At 38.2% G+C, this 19,228-nt stretch carries 20 protein-coding genes; 3 read left to right on the top strand and 17 right to left on the bottom strand.

From position 1 onward, the window contains the following. Positions 1 to 13: 13 nt before the first annotated feature. Positions 14 to 1,339 carry an ATP-binding protein gene (locus tag DBX25_RS09010; protein WP_108670454.1) on the bottom strand — a complete coding sequence of 442 codons (1,326 nt, stop codon included), beginning with the start codon at positions 1,337 to 1,339 and terminating at the stop codon, positions 14 to 16. Between the two features lie 282 nt (positions 1,340 to 1,621). Continuing rightward, on the bottom strand, positions 1,622 to 2,587 hold the full coding sequence (locus DBX25_RS09005) for a DUF4097 family beta strand repeat-containing protein (RefSeq protein WP_108670453.1): 966 nt from the start codon (positions 2,585 to 2,587) through the stop codon (positions 1,622 to 1,624). Positions 2,588 to 2,951: 364 nt separating this feature from the next. On the opposite strand from DBX25_RS09005, the gene DBX25_RS09000 reads away from it, so the two are divergent. Beyond that, positions 2,952 to 3,509: a 3D domain-containing protein gene (locus DBX25_RS09000; RefSeq protein WP_108670452.1), complete on the top strand. Its 558-nt coding sequence runs from the start codon at positions 2,952 to 2,954 to the stop codon at positions 3,507 to 3,509. Positions 3,510 to 3,827: 318 nt separating this feature from the next. After that, positions 3,828 to 4,895 carry a M20 family metallopeptidase gene (locus DBX25_RS08995; RefSeq protein ID WP_108670574.1) on the top strand — a complete coding sequence of 356 codons (1,068 nt, stop codon included), beginning with the start codon at positions 3,828 to 3,830 and terminating at the stop codon, positions 4,893 to 4,895. Between the two features lie 623 nt (positions 4,896 to 5,518). On the opposite strand, the gene DBX25_RS08990 is transcribed toward DBX25_RS08995, so the two are convergent. From DBX25_RS08990 to DBX25_RS08980, 3 genes are all read right to left on the bottom strand, one after another. Next, positions 5,519 to 7,348 (bottom strand): ABC transporter ATP-binding protein, encoded by a 1,830-nt coding sequence (locus tag DBX25_RS08990; protein ID WP_108670451.1) that lies wholly within the window; start codon positions 7,346 to 7,348, stop codon positions 5,519 to 5,521. Next, positions 7,329 to 9,068: an ABC transporter ATP-binding protein gene (locus tag DBX25_RS08985; RefSeq protein WP_108670450.1), complete on the bottom strand. Its 1,740-nt coding sequence runs from the start codon at positions 9,066 to 9,068 to the stop codon at positions 7,329 to 7,331. Before DBX25_RS08985 ends, DBX25_RS08990 begins: the two co-directional genes overlap by 20 nt. Before the next feature lie 262 nt (positions 9,069 to 9,330). Continuing rightward, positions 9,331 to 10,704 (bottom strand): aspartate kinase, encoded by a 1,374-nt coding sequence (locus DBX25_RS08980; RefSeq protein WP_108670573.1) that lies wholly within the window; start codon positions 10,702 to 10,704, stop codon positions 9,331 to 9,333. 201 nt (positions 10,705 to 10,905) lie between these two features. On the opposite strand from DBX25_RS08980, the gene DBX25_RS08975 reads away from it, so the two are divergent. Next, the gene (locus DBX25_RS08975; protein WP_108670449.1) at positions 10,906 to 11,766 is read left to right on the top strand and encodes an STAS domain-containing protein; all 861 of its coding nucleotides are present in this window, start codon (positions 10,906 to 10,908) and stop codon (positions 11,764 to 11,766) included. Positions 11,767 to 11,865: 99 nt separating this feature from the next. Here DBX25_RS08975 and DBX25_RS08970 read toward each other — a convergent pair whose 3' ends face one another. The 12 genes from DBX25_RS08970 to DBX25_RS08915 form a co-directional block, all read right to left on the bottom strand. Further along, the gene (locus DBX25_RS08970) at positions 11,866 to 12,072 is read right to left on the bottom strand and encodes a zinc ribbon domain-containing protein (RefSeq protein ID WP_108670448.1); all 207 of its coding nucleotides are present in this window, start codon (positions 12,070 to 12,072) and stop codon (positions 11,866 to 11,868) included. A 58-nt stretch (positions 12,073 to 12,130) separates the two neighbouring features. Then, positions 12,131 to 12,856 carry a CoA-transferase subunit beta gene (locus tag DBX25_RS08965; RefSeq protein WP_108670447.1) on the bottom strand — a complete coding sequence of 242 codons (726 nt, stop codon included), beginning with the start codon at positions 12,854 to 12,856 and terminating at the stop codon, positions 12,131 to 12,133. After that, on the bottom strand, positions 12,853 to 13,683 hold the full coding sequence (locus tag DBX25_RS08960; protein WP_108670446.1) for a CoA transferase subunit A: 831 nt from the start codon (positions 13,681 to 13,683) through the stop codon (positions 12,853 to 12,855). The genes DBX25_RS08965 and DBX25_RS08960 overlap by 4 nt, the downstream gene beginning before the upstream one ends. A 13-nt stretch (positions 13,684 to 13,696) precedes the next feature. Beyond that, a complete protein-coding gene (locus DBX25_RS08955; protein ID WP_108670445.1) occupies positions 13,697 to 15,028 on the bottom strand; it encodes a CoA-disulfide reductase in 1,332 nt (443 codons plus the stop codon). Positions 15,029 to 15,100: 72 nt separating this feature from the next. Further along, positions 15,101 to 15,355 (bottom strand): EutN/CcmL family microcompartment protein, encoded by a 255-nt coding sequence (locus DBX25_RS08950; protein WP_108670444.1) that lies wholly within the window; start codon positions 15,353 to 15,355, stop codon positions 15,101 to 15,103. 36 nt (positions 15,356 to 15,391) lie between these two features. Beyond that, a complete protein-coding gene (pduL, locus tag DBX25_RS08945; RefSeq protein ID WP_205685198.1) occupies positions 15,392 to 16,057 on the bottom strand; it encodes a phosphate propanoyltransferase in 666 nt (221 codons plus the stop codon). Positions 16,058 to 16,070: 13 nt separating this feature from the next. Next, on the bottom strand, positions 16,071 to 16,349 hold the full coding sequence (locus DBX25_RS08940; protein ID WP_108670443.1) for a BMC domain-containing protein: 279 nt from the start codon (positions 16,347 to 16,349) through the stop codon (positions 16,071 to 16,073). Positions 16,350 to 16,379: 30 nt separating this feature from the next. Further along, positions 16,380 to 16,655 (bottom strand): BMC domain-containing protein, encoded by a 276-nt coding sequence (locus tag DBX25_RS08935; protein ID WP_108670442.1) that lies wholly within the window; start codon positions 16,653 to 16,655, stop codon positions 16,380 to 16,382. A gap of 52 nt (positions 16,656 to 16,707) precedes the next feature. Beyond that, positions 16,708 to 17,010: a BMC domain-containing protein gene (locus tag DBX25_RS08930; RefSeq protein WP_240620222.1), complete on the bottom strand. Its 303-nt coding sequence runs from the start codon at positions 17,008 to 17,010 to the stop codon at positions 16,708 to 16,710. Further along, positions 17,007 to 17,294, bottom strand: a complete 288-nt coding sequence (locus DBX25_RS08925) for a BMC domain-containing protein (RefSeq protein ID WP_108670440.1) — start codon at positions 17,292 to 17,294, stop codon at positions 17,007 to 17,009. The genes DBX25_RS08930 and DBX25_RS08925 overlap by 4 nt, the downstream gene beginning before the upstream one ends. 20 nt (positions 17,295 to 17,314) lie before the next feature. After that, positions 17,315 to 17,650 carry a BMC domain-containing protein gene (locus tag DBX25_RS08920; protein WP_108670439.1) on the bottom strand — a complete coding sequence of 112 codons (336 nt, stop codon included), beginning with the start codon at positions 17,648 to 17,650 and terminating at the stop codon, positions 17,315 to 17,317. Positions 17,651 to 17,658: 8 nt separating this feature from the next. Beyond that, positions 17,659 to 19,203, bottom strand: coding sequence for an aldehyde dehydrogenase family protein (locus DBX25_RS08915; RefSeq protein WP_108670438.1), 1,545 nt, complete (start codon positions 19,201 to 19,203; stop codon positions 17,659 to 17,661). Positions 19,204 to 19,228 lie beyond the last annotated feature (25 nt).

Genomic DNA, 19,228 nt, shown 5'->3' with positions numbered 1-19,228 from the left:
CTGTTTCATTTTATCATATTTCAAGTTTATTGCTAACCGCATCACCAATTTCTTCATATAAAGGAATCTTTACTTTCACAGAAGTCCCAGATCTCTCCTTACTATGAATTTCAATTTTCCCATGATGTCTTTCAATGATTTTGAAACATACTGCTAACCCAAGACCTGTACCACTAGTCTTAGTAGAATAAAAAGGTTCCCCAAGGTGCTTTAACTTTTCTTCACCCATTCCAATCCCATTATCTTGTATAATGACACAAGCGTATTGTTCTATTTTCTGAAATTCAATGAAAATTTCCCCATGCCCCGTCATAGCTTCTAACCCATTTTTAATTAAATTGATAAATACTTGTTTTAATTGAGTGCTATCGCCATAAATGAACAAAGGATGAATGACCCTTTTTTTTACTACTATCTCAGTATCATGTAAGCTCGCTTGTGCATCCATCAATAGCAGAACTTGATTAATGATGTCCAAGAGATTTTCTTTTCTAAAAATGACATCTTGTTTTTTCCCTAAAATCAGCATCTCTCCAGCAATCAGATTGATTCGATCAACCTCTGAAAGCATAATATCTACATATGATTCATCAAAACTTTTGTTTTTTTTCATTAATTGTAAAAAACCTTTTATGGAAGTAAGTGGATTCCGCACCTCATGAGCAACAGCGGCAGCAAGATGACCAATGGCTGACATTTTTTCCGAGCTAATCATTAACTCTTCATCGCGTCGTATGCTTGTAATATCTCTAGCAATGCCAAACAATCCAATGATTTCTTCATCTACTATAATAGGGAGCAATGAACAACGCATAATTTTTTTTTCATTAAGAGCAGTAATGATTTTCATCTCAAACTTACTAGTACTGCCTTTCAGAACTTCTAAGTAATATTGATGAACCTGCTCGTGATCTTCTTTAACTATGAATTGTCTTGCTTGTTTACCCTTCAAAAAAGATTCTTTAAAACCAATTACTTCTTCACCTTCAGGGTTCACCCTTACGAAATTCCCCTCTTTATCTAACTCAATGACAGCGTCAGGATTATGATTAAATAATGATTGATAGTGTTCATTACTTGCTTGTAATAAAAAATCCTTTTCCATAAGCTCCATTTTGGATTGTACTACACGTTTTGTTTGACGATAAATTAAACCATATAAAATGAGTCCAGTAATAATGATATAAAACCACCCTTTTGTTCGTTGGAACAAAAGATAAACCTCTAAATTCTCATTCGCCAATTCCATTGACATATAGTCAGTAACCACTACCCAAATGATTCCTATCAAGGTATAGATCAAGGAAATTCTCAAGGCAATCTTATGAGATTGTTTCATGCTGCATTCACCTTTATCTTCCTATTTAAATGAAGGGAAGTCGATTTCCCCAATTATCCTTCTTATTTTAGCCTTAAACCCTTTGGTTTACAAAGACAGGATAGGTAAAAGAAATGATTCATTATTTTTACTGAAAACTATGGGATAAAGAATCAACGATTTACTAAAATTTAGGGATAGTCAACCTCATATATTCTATAATTGGAACTTGTCCTTCCTTCAATTGACGACATTACATACTTAAACAACAAAAACCGAACCATTTTGGTCCGGTTATATGTGTTATTCACGAATATCAAAATCTCCGGATGTGGTACGTACTTTAAGCAATACTTCACCATTTCCGATTTTTCCAACTATCCGACTTTCCGATTTCTCAGAAAAAGAAATACCTTCCATTTCTACAGTTCCATCACCTGAGGTGGAATCGAAATCGATTTCCAGTGATTTAGGGGTATCACTTATCTCCATTTTTACATCACCGCTAGTGGATTCTACTGTGATATTTTGATCGATTGTTTCTTGCTTCAATCGAATATCACCAGAAACCGTGTCGGCAAGCCCTTCACCATACATCTCTTCAAGCAAAATATCTCCAGAGGTGCTTTCAAACTCCCATTTCTTCGCATGTAGTTCCCTTGCTTTAATATCTCCACTGGTTGATTTCAGTAGCCCCCCGTTAGTTTCCAACTGATTGACATTGATATCTCCACTAGTGGTTTTACTAAGTAAGCTATCCATGATCTTTACGTTATCGATTGATAAATCCCCAGAGATTGAGGTTATTTCAATCATTTTCGATTCTAATTCCGTAATGGTAACATCGCCAGAAACGGTCGTAATCATTAACTGATCATACACTCTTTTTGGAATTGTTACTTCAAGGACGGCTTCCTTACGTCCCCAGAGCATATCAATGGGCCATGATGAAAAGGTTTGGTTATCATCTGTTCCGATTTTCATCTCTTCTTCACCTTCTGTGACCTGTATCTCATAATGGTCCTTATATCTCTTGCTTACTACTCCAGTCATCTCGATAGTCACTTCATCTTGATTTCGAACCTTTAAAACAATATCTGTCTTAGGAGAATCAATAGTAATATGACTAACACCCTTACCTTCGAATTCTTGCTTCTCATTCAACGAAACCGTGGAAAAAGAGAAGCCATTCATAAACTTACCCGCTACAAGTCCACCTGCAATAATCAGTAATAATACGATAAATACAAAACTCATCAATCGTTTCATAAAGGCACTCCTCTTCACAATTCCTCCGAAATCATACCCTTCCAATATATTATGTATTACTAAAATTTACCACATAAAATTCGGGAATATCCTTATAGTTAACACTTTGGACATTTAATTGACTACAAAATCCTTCTGTCTATAGAGGGATAGCCTAATAAACTTTTAGTTGAAAAATGTAAATTCTATTAATCCTAGTAAATAATTGTGAAATCTGAACTACATTTCTCCATTAATTGATGAAAAAGTAACAGAATGTTAAAGTCTTTTAATGTTTTGTAAAGTAAATAGAAACTCTATGAAACATAAATGAAATATTTAAGAGTTATAGTATTCTTATGTTAAATAAAGGAGACAAAAGAATTTGAAAAAGTTACTAGTCGCCATACTGTCATTAGGCATCCTATTATCCACTACAAATATTACAACTGAAGCAGCAGCATCTACATATACCGTAAAATCTGGCGATACATTATTCGGAATCGCTAAAAAACATAAGTTAACCATTACTCAATTAAAAAACTTGAACAATTTGAAAACCGATACAATTAAGCCAAAACAGGTGTTAAAGGTTGCAGCGGTTAAAGTAGCAGCTAAACCAGCTGTAAAAGTTGCTTCAACAAAGCCCGTTTCCAAAGTTCTAAGCATGACAGCAACAGCTTATACAGCAAGTTGCAAGAGTTGCAGTGGTGTAACTGCAACTGGTTTGAACTTAAAGAAAAACCCTAACCTAAAAGTAATTTCAGTCGATCCAAAGGTTATTCCTTTAGGGACGAAAGTATATGTTGAAGGTTACGGCTACGCAATTGCAGCAGATAAAGGCAGTGCTGTAAAAGGAAATAAGATTGACGTTTTCATTCCTAATAAACAACGTGCCCTTCATTGGGGTAAAAAAACTGTCAAAGTAACAGTATATAAATAATTTGTATAAAGAGGCCAACGATAAGAAATTTCTCATCGTTGGCCTCTTTTGTTTTGGAAAAAGTGTGTTGTTTCGGAGGCCCATGAATCTTTGAAAGTGTAATCGTCCATCTTTTCATGCTTTTTGTTCCTGGAGACTAACTAAAACCAGTGGGAAATAGAGGGATGTGAGAACTCATTGTTGGGTTTCCCCCCCTCCCCCAGACAACAATCTATGAGAGAAGTGGATTTATTTTAAACTCATGAAGGATTTCATCTAATAGAGGAGAATGTTATCAATATTATAGGGTAAATGGAAGGCATGGAGGTAATTCACATTATGGATGCAACATGGATGACAGTATTACAAGATTTAGTGAAAATAGATAGTTCTTCAAAAGAAAGAGCAAACTACGCAGTAGACTTATGCGCTACATGGCTAGAATCACTAAATCTCAATGTCGAAACACTTGAGAACAATGGTTATAAGATGCTTATTACCACGATTGGGAGTGGTCAGGAGACTATTATTCTCAACGGACATGTTGATGTAGTCCCAGCGAAGGAAGAGCACTTTCAACCAGTGATTAAAGATAACAAGTTATTTGGAAGAGGAACTGCTGATATGAAGGCTGGAGTTGTAGCATTTATGTGGGCTGTTTCTGAACTAAAAGATCAAATACTATCCAGAAAAGTTCAATTACAAATTGTTTCTGATGAGGAAACAGGTGGCCATCATTGTTCTGCATACTTAGCTCAAAACGGCTACACGGGTAATTTCGTTATTTGCTCAGAACCTACCCAACTTGGAATTGGTCTTCAAGCAAAAGGAATTTTACGGCTCGATGTCACCATTCGTGGAGCATCCTCTCATAGCAGCCGCCCATGGGAAGGAAATAACGCCATTGAGCTAGCATATGGTTTCCACAATCAGTTGAAACGACTTCCTTTCTCACAAGAGTCTAGTGAATGGTACTCCTCTCCTTCTATTAATTTGGCCAAAATAAGTGGTGGAGACGTTTATAACATGGTTCCTGATACTTGTATATTAAGTTACGACATCCGTTACTTGCCTGAGCAAAAGACTGAAGATATTTTATCGCAAATTCAGTCCATCCTTCCTGATAAGAGTGAAATCTACAAAATAACGGAAGCCCCTCCGGTTACAACTTCAAGGGAGAACCTGTGGATTTCAAAATTGTCTTCTTCAATATCTAAGTATACGAAAAAAGAAGCTGTCCTTTTTGGTCAGCATGGGGCGGCGGATACGCGTTACTTCTCTGAGATCGGAATACCCGCCGTAGAGTTTGGTCCTACAGGAGGACATTGGCACGGTGATGATGAATTTGTAGAAATCCAATCGATTGAAATATATAAAAACATGATTGTGGATTTTTGTAAGAAATAATCCTATTACTTTTGAAATCAAAAAGTGGGTTTAATGTGTATTCAAAAAGGTTAAATAACCTTTGATTAGAAAATTAGATGCGCCAAGTTTTAGCGAAGGCGTTGTCCCAAATACAAAATAATCCTATAACTTCTGTGTAAACGGATCACCTAACAATAGAATACGCGGAATATAACTTGACATTGATTTCAAATAGTGATAAAATGTTAATTCTGATTGACCCAACAATTTAGAAAGGTGTGGAATTTACTATGAAGATGAATGGCATTTTAGATTTTCATTTGAGTAGAACTTATTCACACTGGATCGGCTACGGAGCCGTAAGGATGTAAGAGAGGCAGGGCTTACGTCGTTTAAGTTCATAGACTCAAACGGCTATTTGAATATCATCGCGGCAATATTTAATACTTACAATATTTTATTCTAATAGAAGTTATATCTGCGTCAAATTTTCAGCCTTCCAAGTGTGTATGGAACGCTATCTGATTTGATCCTATGAAGAATAGTGTAATTGGCTCCACCCTGTAAGAACCATAAAGGCTTATTGAGTGGAGAATGAATCTATTCGAACTTAATATTTCTCATCTTTCAAAAAAAGCGAGCCCATTAGGCTCGCTTTTTTATTACACTTGTTCTGCGTGTCCACTGATATGGAGACTATGATAAAAACCTTTGCTTTTTAGCAACTCTTCATGTGTCCCTGATTCAATAATCGCTCCATCCTGTAAAACAATAATTTGATTAGCATTCTGAATGGTGTTCAATCGATGAGCAATGACAAAACTAGTCCTTCCATACATTAGTTTTTTCAATGCCTGCTGAATTTTTAATTCAGTTACCGTATCAATACTTGATGTCGCCTCATCTAATATTAGAATTGAAGGGTTTGCTACAAAGGCTCTAGCAATGGAAAGAAGCTGCTTCTGCCCTTGACTAATACCGGCACCATCTTGATTCAATAATGTATCATAGCCGTTTGGAAGCTTCATAATGAATGAATGGGCATTCGCTTTAATAGCAGCTTCCCTCACTTCTTCATCGGTTGCATCCAATCTTCCATAACGAATATTTTCTATGACAGATCCTTGGAACAAGAAGGAATCTTGTAAAACAAAGGCCATATGTGCACGAATACTTTCCCTTTTAAACCGTGTAATATCCTCACCATCAATATAGATGGCCCCTTCATGAAAGTCGTAAAAACGCGAAAGAAGATTTAGGACAGTGGTCTTCCCTGCCCCAGTCGGTCCAACCAACGCTACTGTTTCGCCGGGACTAGCATAAAAAGTAAGGTTCTGGACTGTATTCCCTTTACCTTCATATGAGAAAGAAACGTTTCTAAACTCCACTTCACCTTTTACGTATTCCATGTTATTCAGATTCTTTTCATGATGAAATTCTTCTTCTTCATCCAAAATTTCAAAAACTCTTTCGGCACCAGCAACGGCTGATAAAAGAGTATTAAATTGGTTGGCTAGATCATTTAACGGCCGGACAAATTGGCGGGAGTATTCAATGAAAATTACTATTACCCCAATCGACACCTGACCATTTAGAGCTAAAACCCCGCCCACTCCTGCGATTAAGGCAAAACTCATATTATTCAAGACGTTCATGAGCTTGGGGATGAAACCCGAATAAGTTAGGGCCCAAAATCCAGATGCTCTTAATCGCTCGCTTTTTCCTAAGAACTCTGAAATGACTTTTTCTTCTTGTGAAAAGGCTTTGACCATTTTTTGACCAGATATAATCTCTTGAATGTATCCATTTAAATTCCCAAGATTTCTCTGTTGTTCTTTATATAACCTACCTGTACGCTTCGTAATCCACTTCATCCCTAAAACCATTGTTGGAATAATCAAAAGAGTGATGATCGCAAGGATCGGACTTAGCCAGAACATAACCGCCACTGTACCTATTAGAATTAGAGTACTTGATGCTATTTGAATGACAGAACTATTAAGGGTGGAACTGACATTTTCAATATCATTGGTGATTCTACTCATTAACTCTCCTTGTTGCTTCTTATCAAAATAAGATATAGGTATTTTATGAAAATGTTTAAATAAATCCATCCTCATAGAAAAAACGGTCTTCTGTGCAATTCCAATCATCCAGTAGTTCTGTAGCCACAGAGCTACTGAATTCATAACATACAAAGCGGCAAGCCCTCCAAGAAGCCAGACGAACCCCTTAATTTCCTTCGTAACTATGTAATCATCAATGGCCATCCCGATGAGGTAAGGCCCTAGCAATGAAAATGCTGAACTCAGGATTACCATGAAAATGACCAGGATGAAAAGTATTTTGTGAACGGCTAGGTAATTCCAAATTCTTTTTACAGTATAAAGCATGTTTTTGGCACGTTTTTTCTCTGTAGGAGCCACCGTTTTTTCTTCATGCAAATTGATTACTCTAGGATAGGAAAAGGGTTTAGTAAGTTGTTTTAACATGTTCCGGTAGCCCCTTTCCGTTTTGTGATTCATAAATTTTTCGATATAATTTGCTATTTGCCATCAATTCTAAATGTGTTCCCTTTTCAATCAATCGTCCTTCTTCTAAAAGAAGTATTTGGTCAGCCGTCATAGCCGTACTAATTTTTTGAGTAATGATTAACGTGGTACAGGAATAATTTTTTAATGCATCCAGTAGTCTTGCCTCTGTCCTTAGATCCAAGGCACTTGTACTATCATCTAGTAACAAAATATTGGGCTTTCGCACAAGCGCACGTGCTATGGATACCCTCTGCTTTTGACCACCTGATAAATTGACTCCCCTTTGACCAATTTTTGTTTCATAATCATCGGGAAGCTTACTGATTGTATCTGCAAGCTGAGCATCAGTAGCTGCTTTTTTTATTTCATCGATATTCGCTTCGTCTTTACCCCAACGAATATTTTCTGCAATAGTACCTGTAAAAAGGATGGAATCTTGTGACACTAAACCGATCGCTTTACGAAGGGACTCTTGTTTCCATTCTCTAACATCTATATTGTCTATTAATACAGTACCTTCCGATACATCATATAATCGAGGAATTAATTGAAATAACGAGGTTTTCCCTGCACCAGTTGCTCCCATGATGGCAAAGGTTTCCCCTGCTTCTGCTTTAAATGAAATGTCTTTCAATACATAGGAGCTTGTTTCGGGATATTGAAAGGATACATTTTGAAATTCCACCACACCCTCTATTACTTCCTTTTCCTCACCTGCACCCTCGTCCTTCATCACTACCTCTGTTTCTAACACATCTGTAATCCGTTCCGCTGATGCTCTAGCTCTAGAAAAAGCCATTATTATGAAAGTGAAAACGGATAGAGCGGAAGTAATTCTCATGGAGTAATTGACAATCGCCACAACTTCCCCAACCTGTGCACCACCTGTATTCACCTCCATACTTCCAAACCAAAGCACACCCAGTATGGAGATGTTCATAAGCAATAATAGTACTGGCATTGTCACTTCCATCACTCGAAGAACAGAAGACGTATGTTTCATCAACTCCACGTTGGCAGCTTCAAACCGCCGACCTTCGTAATTTCTTCTTAGAAAGGAACGGATTAACTTCATCCCTGCCAAATTTTCCTGCATCACACTATTTACACCATCTAATTTTTCTTGAACGATTTTGAACATCCTTCTTCCTTTATTCATAAACCATATCAGGAAGAAGAATAAAAAGGGTACGACTACCGCCAAGAGCATTGCTAGTTTGGGATGAACTACAAAAGACATGATCAATCCACCGATAATTAACAAAGGGGCCCTCATCATGATTCTTAAACTCATGAATACTGTATTTTGTATTTGGGTAACATCATTTGTTAGGCGTGTAATCAAAGAAGATGAAGGGATTTTATTAAAATTAGCGTAAGAAAATGATTGGACTTTTTCAAACAATTTTTGCCTCACATCATACCCAAAACTTTGACTAACATGTGCTGCATAAAAAGAGTTCAATATCCCAGATGCAAAAGCCACAATGGATAATAAAACCATGAAACCTCCCCAAGTTAGAATGACCGACATATCATTTTTCAAAATTCCTTCATCGATAATTTTTGCCATTAAGAGTGGTTGCCAAAGCTCAACAGCTAATTCCGTCAGCATAAAAAACAAGGCTATTCCAACGGCTATCCTATACGGATTTAGGAAGTGCAATACTTTACTCATTTTATCCCCTTTCTGTACCATTCCTAGCTGCAACTAACCAACCTTTAGGAAACCGAATATCTCGAAGTACTGTAATGTTTTCTTTTATTTTACTATTTTATCTTTTAATTTTAAATAATTAGAATTCTTTACAGGATATTTCCATTAAACTTCTTCATGTGCTCGCTATAAATTCATCTTACAATGTGTCTTTAATTTCTTTCTAAAAAGCAAAAAATACTCATAAGGGAAGCATTTCACTTCCTATGAGTATTATGATTGATCAAACATTTGCGCCAATTAGTGACGGAGAAAAAAATTCTTGGTATAACGCATTTACCGCTTTATGTTCATCAATAGCCTTAATACCGAACATTATACTTACCTCTGAAGAACCTTGGTTAATCATCTCAATATTTATTCCCACATCCGATAACGCTTTGGAAGCACGTGCAGTAGTTCCTACACTATGTCGCATTCCCTCTCCTACAATCATGATCAATGCCAAGCCATGTTCTACTCGGACATCATCCACATCTAACTCCTTATTAATCCTGTCAATAATGACTGTTTCTTTATTTGCATCCAACAAATCTTCTCTTAATATAACAGTAATATCATCAATACCTGAAGGGATGTGTTCGTAAGAAACTCCGTTCTCCTCCAATATTTGAAGGAGCTTCCTGCCAAACCCGATTTCTCTGTTCATTAAGTATTTGCTGACAAAAATACTACAAAACCCTTTATCGCTAGCGATTCCAATTACCGGCCCATTTGTATGTTGCCTATTACTGACTATTTTTGTTCCTGGAGCATTAGGATTATTTGTATTTTTCACATTTACTGGAATTCCTGCTTTAAACGCAGGAATTAATGCCTCTTCGTGAAAAACAGAAAATCCTGCATACGATAGTTCCCTCATTTCCCGATAAGTAAGCTCCCTTATTTCTTTTGGTTTCTCCACAACGGTAGGGTTAACTGAATAAACCGCATCCACATCTGTAAAATTCTCATACATAGAGGCTTTTACACCGTTGGCAAGAATAGATCCTGTAATGTCTGATCCACTTCTTGAAAAAGTGACAACTTCCTTATCTTTTGTATAGCCAAAAAAGCCAGGAAACACTAGAATTCCCGAATACTCCCTCAACTTAAACAAATTATCGTAGGATTCATTTAACACTTGAGCATTCCCTGGTTCGTCACTTACGTATAAACCTGCAGAAAGTGGATTAACATAGGAGGCTTTTACACCTCTTTGATTAAAATACGAAGCTATCAGTCTTGCATTTAGATCTTCCCCACATGCTTTGATTGCATCTAAGTACTTTTCTATGGGAAGATGGTTAACCTTAAGAGTTTGTAATAATTGCGCTTCAAAATCATCAATCATTGTAGGATCCATCACAAGTTCGTCGATAATCGATGCATAACGATTTAAAATTAATCGAATTTGATGATTTGCCTGGCCACTCTCCCTCATATGAATTCCACAATCAATTAACAAGTCTGTAACTTTTCTATCTTCATCAAATCGTTTGCCTGGCGCAGATACAACAATAATTCTTCTTTGTGGATCAGAAAGAATGATATCAAACACTTTCTTTATTTGAGTTCCCGATGACAAAGAGGAACCCCCAAATTTCACAACTTTCATTGAAACATCCCCTAAACGTCGATTATGTTTTTCTTCGAATATGACTCTTATTATCTCTCCCTCTAATTCAAGTTGCAAGATATTTTTCCTTCATACGTAAACATTTGTATTTTTATAGTAGACACTAGTTAAGGAATTGACTTTTCATCTTTTTGATTTAACAATAGAGATAATAAAAAGAAAACAAGACAAGGAGATAATATGGATATCAAATCAAAAACACTTTACGATTTTTTGGTCGACCATGCTAAGGAATTTACAGAAGATTGGGTTACATATCAAACTGTAAAAGCAGGTTCTGATTATTCATTAGATGCTCCTCCCCATGTAATGAACAAAATTAAGGAACAGAATTCACAATATGTTCGTTTTGTTGCTCAATCCCTTCTTCAAACAGAGGAAGAAATGAAAGAAACTATTTCAAAATGGACGAGTAAGACAGCAGCAGATCGCGTTGAATCAAAGACTTCTTTGGATGAGGTTGCAAGAAATAACGGTATCTTCCGTAAGATTTACTGGGAATACGTAAAAAAGTTTGTAAAAGAAACCAGTCTAAACATTGAATTAGATGATGTTTTCTCTTGGGAAAGAAAAATAAACTATGCCCTTGATTATGTACTCGAAACCTTTATCGCCTATTTTATGGAGATTATGATTAATCGTTTGACATCTCAAGCGACTTTAATTAGAGAACTTAGCGCACCAGTCATCACATTAACGAACAAAGTCGGTCTTCTACCGATTATTGGAGACATTGATACTGTACGTGCCAAAAGCATTTTAGAATCAACACTCACACAAGCTGTCGAAGCTCAGGTAAACGTCTTAATCATTGATTTATCAGGCGTTGTCATGGTTGATACAATGGTCGCCCAACAGATTTTCCAACTAATTGATTCCTTACGAATGGTAGGGGTTAAAGTCATTTTAACTGGGATTAGACCTGAGGTTGCCCAAACGTCCATACAGCTTGGCATAGATTTCTCAGGTATCCAAACAGAAAACTCTCTACAAAAAGTAATTAGTCAATTAGCCAACACGAGTGGACTTTGTTTAAATTAAACTTTCATCCATTTCTAGTTTCACTCAACTGCAATTTTTCCCCCTCATGAACGTACAAAAAAGAGACTGGATTGAACATAGTTCATCCAGCCTCTTCCTTTATCCACCAAAAAACAAATCTAGAATATTAGACCCCATAGAGGCTTTTTTGTTATAGAATTCGGAATATCCACATTTCTTGCAATAGATGACGATAAACTGGTTGTGCTGAATATCAAACATTTTGGATAATCCTGTTCCCGTCATGGCCACTTCTTTCCTGTCTGTTTCAGTGTGACCGCATTTAATGCATCCTCCACCACTCATCTTTATTGCTCCTTTTACGTTACTTTCTTTTTAATACGAAACTGAACGTGTAAAAGTTTCAAAAAAATTCCAAAGATCGATAATCCTGAGGATCAATTCGTCTCAACACACTCAATTCTGCGTCCGTTGGCTTTTCTGTGTATTGAACCTTTTCATACAGTAACTGAAATCCAGTATTGGCTTGAACTTCTTCCAAGCTAGATGTCGGATGAATGGAATCAAGATATAGTTGTCCATCTCTAAATTCAAAGATACATAAAGGAGTCACGATTTTCCAAAGGTTTCCTCGCGTCGTGACAAAATCCACGTTTTCCACGAAGGTCCGAACATCATGTTTTGTTCTCCAAATAATCGTCTTTTTGGCAGTCGGAATAAGCACTGCACTTCCCGCTCCCCCTGGTAATCGGACCTTAGGTTTATGGTAGTCACCAATTACCGAGGCATTGACGTTTCCGTTTCGATCGAATTGAATTCCACCTAAAAAAGCCACATCCAATTTTCCTCTCATGGATAAATCAAATACTTCTTCTAATGGAAAATAAGCTTCAGAACTTTCTAGTAAATCTGACCCAGCAGAAGAATAAGAAGCTTTTTTTACCGATGTAGGATTGACTCCTCCAGGTATATTTAGATGGACCAGATTAGGGGCATGCGTTTGTTTTGCTAAATGCATCGCAACCATAGGAAGGTGGGAAGAGACGCCATGGAAGACTGTTTCACCATCAGAAAGCATTCTTGAGATAGCACAAGTCATGATATCACTCGCCCGGTAGTCCCCCATCATAGCCATCCCCTCCTGTTCCCTGCATAGTCGTTTGATTCAAAACTTTTCAAATAATTGTCTACTTCTAATGGTTCCTTACTATGAATAAAACGGAGTAGTGCCTTCTCATCGATGTCATATTTTTTATGTACGGAAGTTGGACTGGCCCCTTTTGGAGTATGGACAACGGCACTTACAAGAAATCCAGGAATATCAATTCGCTCGTTATGGATTTTCATTTTGCTTGGAAGGACAATTTGTTCAGTTGTCACAATGACCTTTTTAGCAGCTCTACTTAGTAAAACATCCTCGAACTTCGGGCCAGAAATCATGGAATTACCGTTTTCGTCGCATTCATGGACATGGATGATTGCCACGTCTGGAACGATACTTTTCACTAGAGTGACAGCCTCTCCTCCGAAAGGATCTTCCACTACCTTGAAATAGTCATTATGTTGCAAAAGCTCCCCGTACATTAACCCTTTAACCGGCATAAACGGGACATTCATGGAAGCGGCACGCAATGCACAAATGACCGTATAGCATGCATGCTCGTTTGCTTTGACTCGTCCTGTTTCTACTCCATTACGATAATGACCGGCTAATCCATATTTTGTTTCATAGCTGACAAATCCCGCATCTACCGATTCAACGCAGTCAAAGGCACATAATAAATCAATATCATGGGCTCCTGCTGTTTTAACCAGCTTGAGATTATGTTTACGTTGACGAGCCAATTCCCTAACAAATGCCATCGGGGCGCGATGAAGAACATTTCCTCCAATACCTACTGTATCCCCATCCTGCACCATGGAAGCGGCTTCTTGCAGATTTGTCACTTTCCCCATTTATTTCACCTCATCATTCCACTGCATTACTTGCTATATGGACTGCATCCCATACTCCTGCAAAAGGAGGAGCATAACATAGATCAACCATCCCCAATTCATCTGCAGTCATGGCGTTATGTATCGCAACTGCAAATACATCAATCCTTAAAACTGCTCCTTTATTCCCTATTGCTTGTGCACCTAGTATTCGTTTTGATCTCTTTTCAGTAATCAACTTAATCCAAATAGGTGTTTGATTAGGATAGTACCCTGGATGATCGACACTTTTCACAAAAGTGGTTGAATACTCAATTGCTAATTTTTTGGCTTCTTCCTCAGATAGTCCAGTCCTACCCATCTCTAAATCAAACACTTTTATAGCTGCACTTCCAAGTGTACCAACAAACTTTTGATGACCACCAAGCAAATTAATTCCTGTGATTCTTCCACATTTGTTCGCTGTTGTTCCAAGAGGAATAAAATCATTTTCCTCTTTAACTTTGTGATAGACCATCGCACAATCCCCAGCAGAATAAATATGCTCTATATTCGTACGCATCTCACGGTCAATGACTACAGCACCATTTTTCTCAAGAGCAATGCCTGATCCTTGCAAAAAGTCAGTCGCCGGCTTTACACCGATTGATAGAAGAACTAGGTCGGCTTTATAGGTTCCCTGATCCGTTTGCACCCCTTCTACGTTGCAATCACCGATAAAACCTTCCACCTTTTCCCCTAAGGTTAGCTCTACTCCCTGCTTAATAAGTTCCTCTTGGGCGAGCTCTGTCAATTCATGATCAAATGTCTTTAGAATCCGATCGCCCAATTCAATGACTCTTACATTTTTACCAATATGTCTCATAGCTTCGGCGACTTCAATCCCTATATACCCTCCACCAACAATCACAACTTCTTTGATATGCGGTTGATTTACTTTTTCCTTTAACCGAATGCCATCCTCTAGAGTCTTCAGTACATGGATATTTTCGAGATTCCCACCTTTAAAAGAAGGGATGATTGGCACTGTACCAGTCGCAATCATTAACTTATCGTAGGAATCAAGTAACATTTTATTGCTTTCTATATCTTTAACCATAATTTGTTTTTTTTCAGGAACTACCTTTACGACTTCATGACGGAGGAAAATTTTCATTCCTTTTTCCTCAAACTGTTCCTTTGTCCTGGCAATCATTTTACGGTAATCATCATTTTCACCTGAAACGTAATAGGGAAGACCACAAGCTCCATAGGATAAAAAACGCCCTTTTTCATAAACAATAACTTCTGCCTCTGGATTCATTCGCTTAATTTTTGAGGCTGCGGACATTCCTGCCGCAACCCCACCAATAACTACAATTTTCATGAGTTTGGTTCACCCGCAATCTTTAGTACAGTCTATCTTCAGACCATCTACTCTTACCTTACCCATTTCACCTTAAAGATTAATCTCATTGTCAACAATGCCTACGACAAGAGAGTCGATTGGAGCATCCTTCGTCAAACCGTGCTTGACCATGCTTCCATTAGCTACAAGGACAATTTCTCCTTCCCCTGCACCTAGTTCGTCTGCCGCTACAAATGTTTTTTGGCTATTATCATTGAGTGGTTGAATCAGCAAAAACTTATAGCCATTCAACTTTGTATATTTTCTTGTTGAAACAATTTTCCCAACGACTCTTCCCACAATCATGTTATACTCTCCCCTTCTTTCGAATCATCGACTCTTTCAAGGAAGGATTCGAACCCATTCATTACCTGATAATCCAAAAGCATTTGCGTCATCTGTATCAATGTGCATATCCAAGGCATAACGGTCTTTAACCCTAATAGTTACTTGTCCCATGATGCCTCCTTTTTCCCCTTCAATTAATACAGAAACTTTTTGCTGATCCCTAACACCAAATTGCAGGGCATCGTCTGGAGTCATATGGATGTGACGATCCGCAATGATACATCCTTCTTCTAGCATCACACTTCCAGCAGGACCCATAATGGTGATAGGAGAAGACTCTTTCACGTTACCTGAGTTACGAACTGGAGGGTTTAATCCCATCTTCCTCGCATCCGTTCTTGAGATTTCGACTTGAGTCTGCTCTCTTAACGGTCCAAGAATCCTAACATTTTCAATCATTCCCTTAGGACCTCTAATCGTCACTTTTTCTTCGCATGCATATTGACCCGGCTGAGAAATATCTTTCCACTTCTGGAGTGTGTACCCTTTTCCAAACAGCACTTCAGCATGATCTTTTTGTAAGTGAATGTGTCTTGCTGATACATTGACAGGAACGTACTCTTTTCGGATTGGCTCCTCAAATAAATGGTGCCTTCTTAATTCTTCTATGACTGATGCAGTGATGGTCTCAAGAAGCTGAGCTGTGTTGATTTCCTTCACGTGTCTTCACCACTCACTTTAATATTGGCAATAGTTTTTCTATATCGCTATGCGGTCTCGGGATGACATGTACAGCAACTAACTCCCCAACTCTCTGGGCTGCTTCTGCTCCTACTTCCGTGGCAGCTTTGACTGCTCCAACCTCTCCACGAACGATGACAGAGACAAGTCCTGAACCAATTTTTTCACTACCGACAATTTCTACATTTGCCGCTTTAAGCATTGCATCTGCCGCTTCAATAGCAGCTGTCAACCCTCTTGTTTCAATAATTCCTAATGACCCACCTTGCATTTTATTTTCCCCCTATTTTTATGAAGTGTTTTATCCTAAGAATGGCAATAATTTTGCAATGTCACCATGTGGTCTCGGAATCACGTGAACAGCCACTAATTCCCCAACTCGTTGTGCCGCTTCCGCTCCTACTTCTGTAGCTGCTTTCACAGCGCCAACATCGCCTTTTACAATGACGGACACTAAACCAGATCCAATCTTTTCGCTTCCTACAACCTCTACGTTTGCAGCCTTTAACATTGCATCTGCCGCTTCAATCGCTGCAGTTAACCCTCTTGTTTCAATAATTCCTAATGATTCTTTCATCTTAATGCCCCTTTTCTCATGTAGTTTTATTAGATATTTCCGACAATTCTCCTTACAAATCCACTTCTTGTTTAATTATGTACGACAATATTTCTGGATGTGGATTTGATATAGTTAAAGCCATTTTTATCGGGTTATGCTTTTGTGATTCCCCTATTCGTCTAGCGGTGTCTACTGCCACATTTACGTCTGATACACTTCCACCAATAATGACGGTGACAAGCCTACCCCCTAAATAATTTTCACTAGTTAAAAATTCAACAGCAGCCGATTTACACATCGCATCTAATATTTCCAGAGCGTACGTGAAGTACTGAGTTTCAATAACACCAATCGCATCGTAACGCCTCATCATTCTTCTCCTCTACGCATCCCCAAAAGTAAGTGGTTCATCTCAAGGTATGGCCGAGCAATAACGTTTGCGGAAAAAGCTCCTCCTTTACTGCTCGCCACTTCTTCACCTCGTTCTATTGCTGCTTTCACAGATGCCAGATCGCCTTCAATAATGATGGTGATCATTCCTGATCCCGTTTTTTCAGTAGAGATCACTTCCACAAAAGCCGATTTTACCATGCTATCAATACACGCCATTGCTGTGGCTGTACCGATAACTTCCAACAACCCCACCGAGCGGTCCATGTATCAACCACCCCTTTTTCTTAATTTGAGTGCCATGACTTTCTTTTCACCTTTCCTAATGGAAGCAACTTCATGATTTCTTCTGTCGCTGCAGGAATATAGTGTGTCAAAATGTCTTGGTCAGCCATATATTTTGATGCTTCTAATCTCGCCATTTCAAGGGCAACCTTCACATCAGAAACAGTCCCACTCAATTTGACTTGAATCACTACCGGGATATGTGCTCGGTCGCCTTCTGCCGGATTATTACAATCAATCCCTTCTACCCGGATATCGGCCGATTTACAGGCTTTATCCATTGCTGCCAAGGCTACGCTGTATCCTAACACTTCCAAAAAGCCAATTGCTCGGTTCATTTGTTCACCTACCCAATGATTCTGAACCCGCCTTCAGCGAGTACACATCGTCTTTCTCTTGTAAATGTTTGAGCCGAAGTGATTCCTTCTCCAGTAGGACCTGCAATCGTCATGGTCGTATGACCTTCTCCACCATAACCAACCCCTGCTAGGGATGAAGCATTTTTCACAAAAATAGTTGTATCGATTGCTCTTGCAAAAGCAGTCAATGCATCTACATTTTTAGAATGCATGATAGCTGTATGCCTATTTCCGTGTTCTGCTTGTACAGCAAGGTCGATGCCTTCCTGTAAATCTTTCACTCTTACAATAGGAAGAATTGGCATCATCTGCTCTAATTGAACGAAGGGATGTGAAAAACCAACTTCACAGACTAATAGCTTTACATTATGTGGGGGTTTAACACCTATTTTTTCAAGAAAAAGTGCCGCATCTTTACCAACCCAATCTTTCGCTACATGATAATCTCTTTTATTATTTAAAGAACAGCCCCTAGATTCCTCATACAAGTTTTCTTCTAATGCAAAACTCATAATTTGTTCTAGTTGCTGATGATCAAGCATGTAGGCTCCTTGACTCAACATGTTGAAAATCAAATCATCAGCTGCAGAGTTTAATACAAAAACTTCTTTCTCAGCAATACACAACAAATTATTATCGAAAGAAGCCCCTGCAATAATTGATTTTGCTGCTTGTTCCATATCCGCTGTATCATCAACCAATACTGGAGGATTACCGGCTCCTGCACCCACTGCTTTTTTTCCTGATTTCAGCAATGTCTTCACCAGCCCAGGTCCACCTGTTCCTACTAACATCCTGACACGGGTATCGTCCATTAACACCTGCAACGTTTCTAATGTAGGATTCTCCACCATAGCTACTAGATTAGAAGGTCCATTAACCGTTTGAATTGCTTTGTTAATTAATGACACCACATATTTACATGAATTCTTCGAAGACGGGTGAACGTTAAAAACAACTGCATTCCCAGCTGCCAGCATACTGATTGTGTTATTGATGATGGTTTCTGTTGGATTCGTTACAGGTGTAACTGCACCAATCAATCCAAATGGGGCTTTCTCCACGATTGTCAACCCTTCATCACCAGAATACGCATCGATTTTTAACACTTCTGTCCCAGGTGTTTTGGCTGCGGCTAATTCATGCTTCGCAACTTTATCTTCGTATCTACCAATCCCTGTTTCTTCATGAACCATCCGCGCCAAAGTTTCTTTTTCTTTCAATATTATGGTTCGGATACTTTGTAATATTTGTTCTCGATCTCTCATTTGGTACTTTTTCACATATTTGATTTGTGCCTTATGGGCTGCCTCGATTGCATCTTCCATTCTACTAAACACACCATCTCTCAATTTAGATGGAGGTTCATTTGAAGCAATGGATTGGGGATGGGAAGCTGGCTTCAGTTTAATAGGTTGTTGAATTGGATCAATCTCTTCTTTTGTCTGTGAATTTCCAAGTGCAGACTCTATATTTTTCATGACTGATTGAATAATCATTTGAATATCTTGTTCAGACATATTGATGGACATTCTACTTACCTCCTTTTCGCCAGAA

The organism is Peribacillus acanthi (assembly GCF_003073175.1).
In the GTDB taxonomy this organism is placed as follows: Bacteria; Bacillota; Bacilli; order Bacillales; family DSM-1321; genus Bacillus_BN; species Bacillus_BN acanthi.
The sequence above is the reverse complement of the archived record's forward strand: the minus strand, read 5'-3'. Positions and strand labels throughout refer to the sequence as shown.

What these genes read in the sequence shown, in the direction of transcription:
- DBX25_RS09010 (WP_108670454.1), bottom strand. Translation starts at nt 1,339, where the DNA reads ATGAAACAATCTCATAAGATTGCCTTGAGAATTTCCTTGATCTATACC.
- DBX25_RS09005 (WP_108670453.1), bottom strand. Translation starts at nt 2,587, where the DNA reads ATGAAACGATTGATGAGTTTTGTATTTATCGTATTATTACTGATTATT.
- DBX25_RS08995 (WP_108670574.1), top strand. Translation starts at nt 3,828, where the DNA reads ATGGATGCAACATGGATGACAGTATTACAAGATTTAGTGAAAATAGAT.
- DBX25_RS08990 (WP_108670451.1), bottom strand. Translation starts at nt 7,348, where the DNA reads ATGTTAAAACAACTTACTAAACCCTTTTCCTATCCTAGAGTAATCAAT.
- DBX25_RS08985 (WP_108670450.1), bottom strand. Translation starts at nt 9,068, where the DNA reads ATGAGTAAAGTATTGCACTTCCTAAATCCGTATAGGATAGCCGTTGGA.
- DBX25_RS08980 (WP_108670573.1), bottom strand. Translation starts at nt 10,704, where the DNA reads ATGAAAGTTGTGAAATTTGGGGGTTCCTCTTTGTCATCGGGAACTCAA.
- DBX25_RS08975 (WP_108670449.1), top strand. Translation starts at nt 10,906, where the DNA reads ATGGATATCAAATCAAAAACACTTTACGATTTTTTGGTCGACCATGCT.
- DBX25_RS08970 (WP_108670448.1), bottom strand. Translation starts at nt 12,072, where the DNA reads ATGAGTGGTGGAGGATGCATTAAATGCGGTCACACTGAAACAGACAGG.
- DBX25_RS08965 (WP_108670447.1), bottom strand. Translation starts at nt 12,856, where the DNA reads ATGATGGGGGACTACCGGGCGAGTGATATCATGACTTGTGCTATCTCA.
- DBX25_RS08960 (WP_108670446.1), bottom strand. Translation starts at nt 13,683, where the DNA reads ATGGGGAAAGTGACAAATCTGCAAGAAGCCGCTTCCATGGTGCAGGAT.
- DBX25_RS08955 (WP_108670445.1), bottom strand. Translation starts at nt 15,028, where the DNA reads ATGAAAATTGTAGTTATTGGTGGGGTTGCGGCAGGAATGTCCGCAGCC.
- DBX25_RS08950 (WP_108670444.1), bottom strand. Translation starts at nt 15,355, where the DNA reads ATGATTGTGGGAAGAGTCGTTGGGAAAATTGTTTCAACAAGAAAATAT.
- DBX25_RS08940 (WP_108670443.1), bottom strand. Translation starts at nt 16,349, where the DNA reads ATGCAAGGTGGGTCATTAGGAATTATTGAAACAAGAGGGTTGACAGCT.
- DBX25_RS08935 (WP_108670442.1), bottom strand. Translation starts at nt 16,655, where the DNA reads ATGAAAGAATCATTAGGAATTATTGAAACAAGAGGGTTAACTGCAGCG.
- DBX25_RS08930 (WP_240620222.1), bottom strand. Translation starts at nt 17,010, where the DNA reads ATGATGAGGCGTTACGATGCGATTGGTGTTATTGAAACTCAGTACTTC.
- DBX25_RS08925 (WP_108670440.1), bottom strand. Translation starts at nt 17,294, where the DNA reads ATGGACCGCTCGGTGGGGTTGTTGGAAGTTATCGGTACAGCCACAGCA.
- DBX25_RS08920 (WP_108670439.1), bottom strand. Translation starts at nt 17,650, where the DNA reads ATGAACCGAGCAATTGGCTTTTTGGAAGTGTTAGGATACAGCGTAGCC.
- DBX25_RS08915 (WP_108670438.1), bottom strand. Translation starts at nt 19,203, where the DNA reads ATGTCCATCAATATGTCTGAACAAGATATTCAAATGATTATTCAATCA.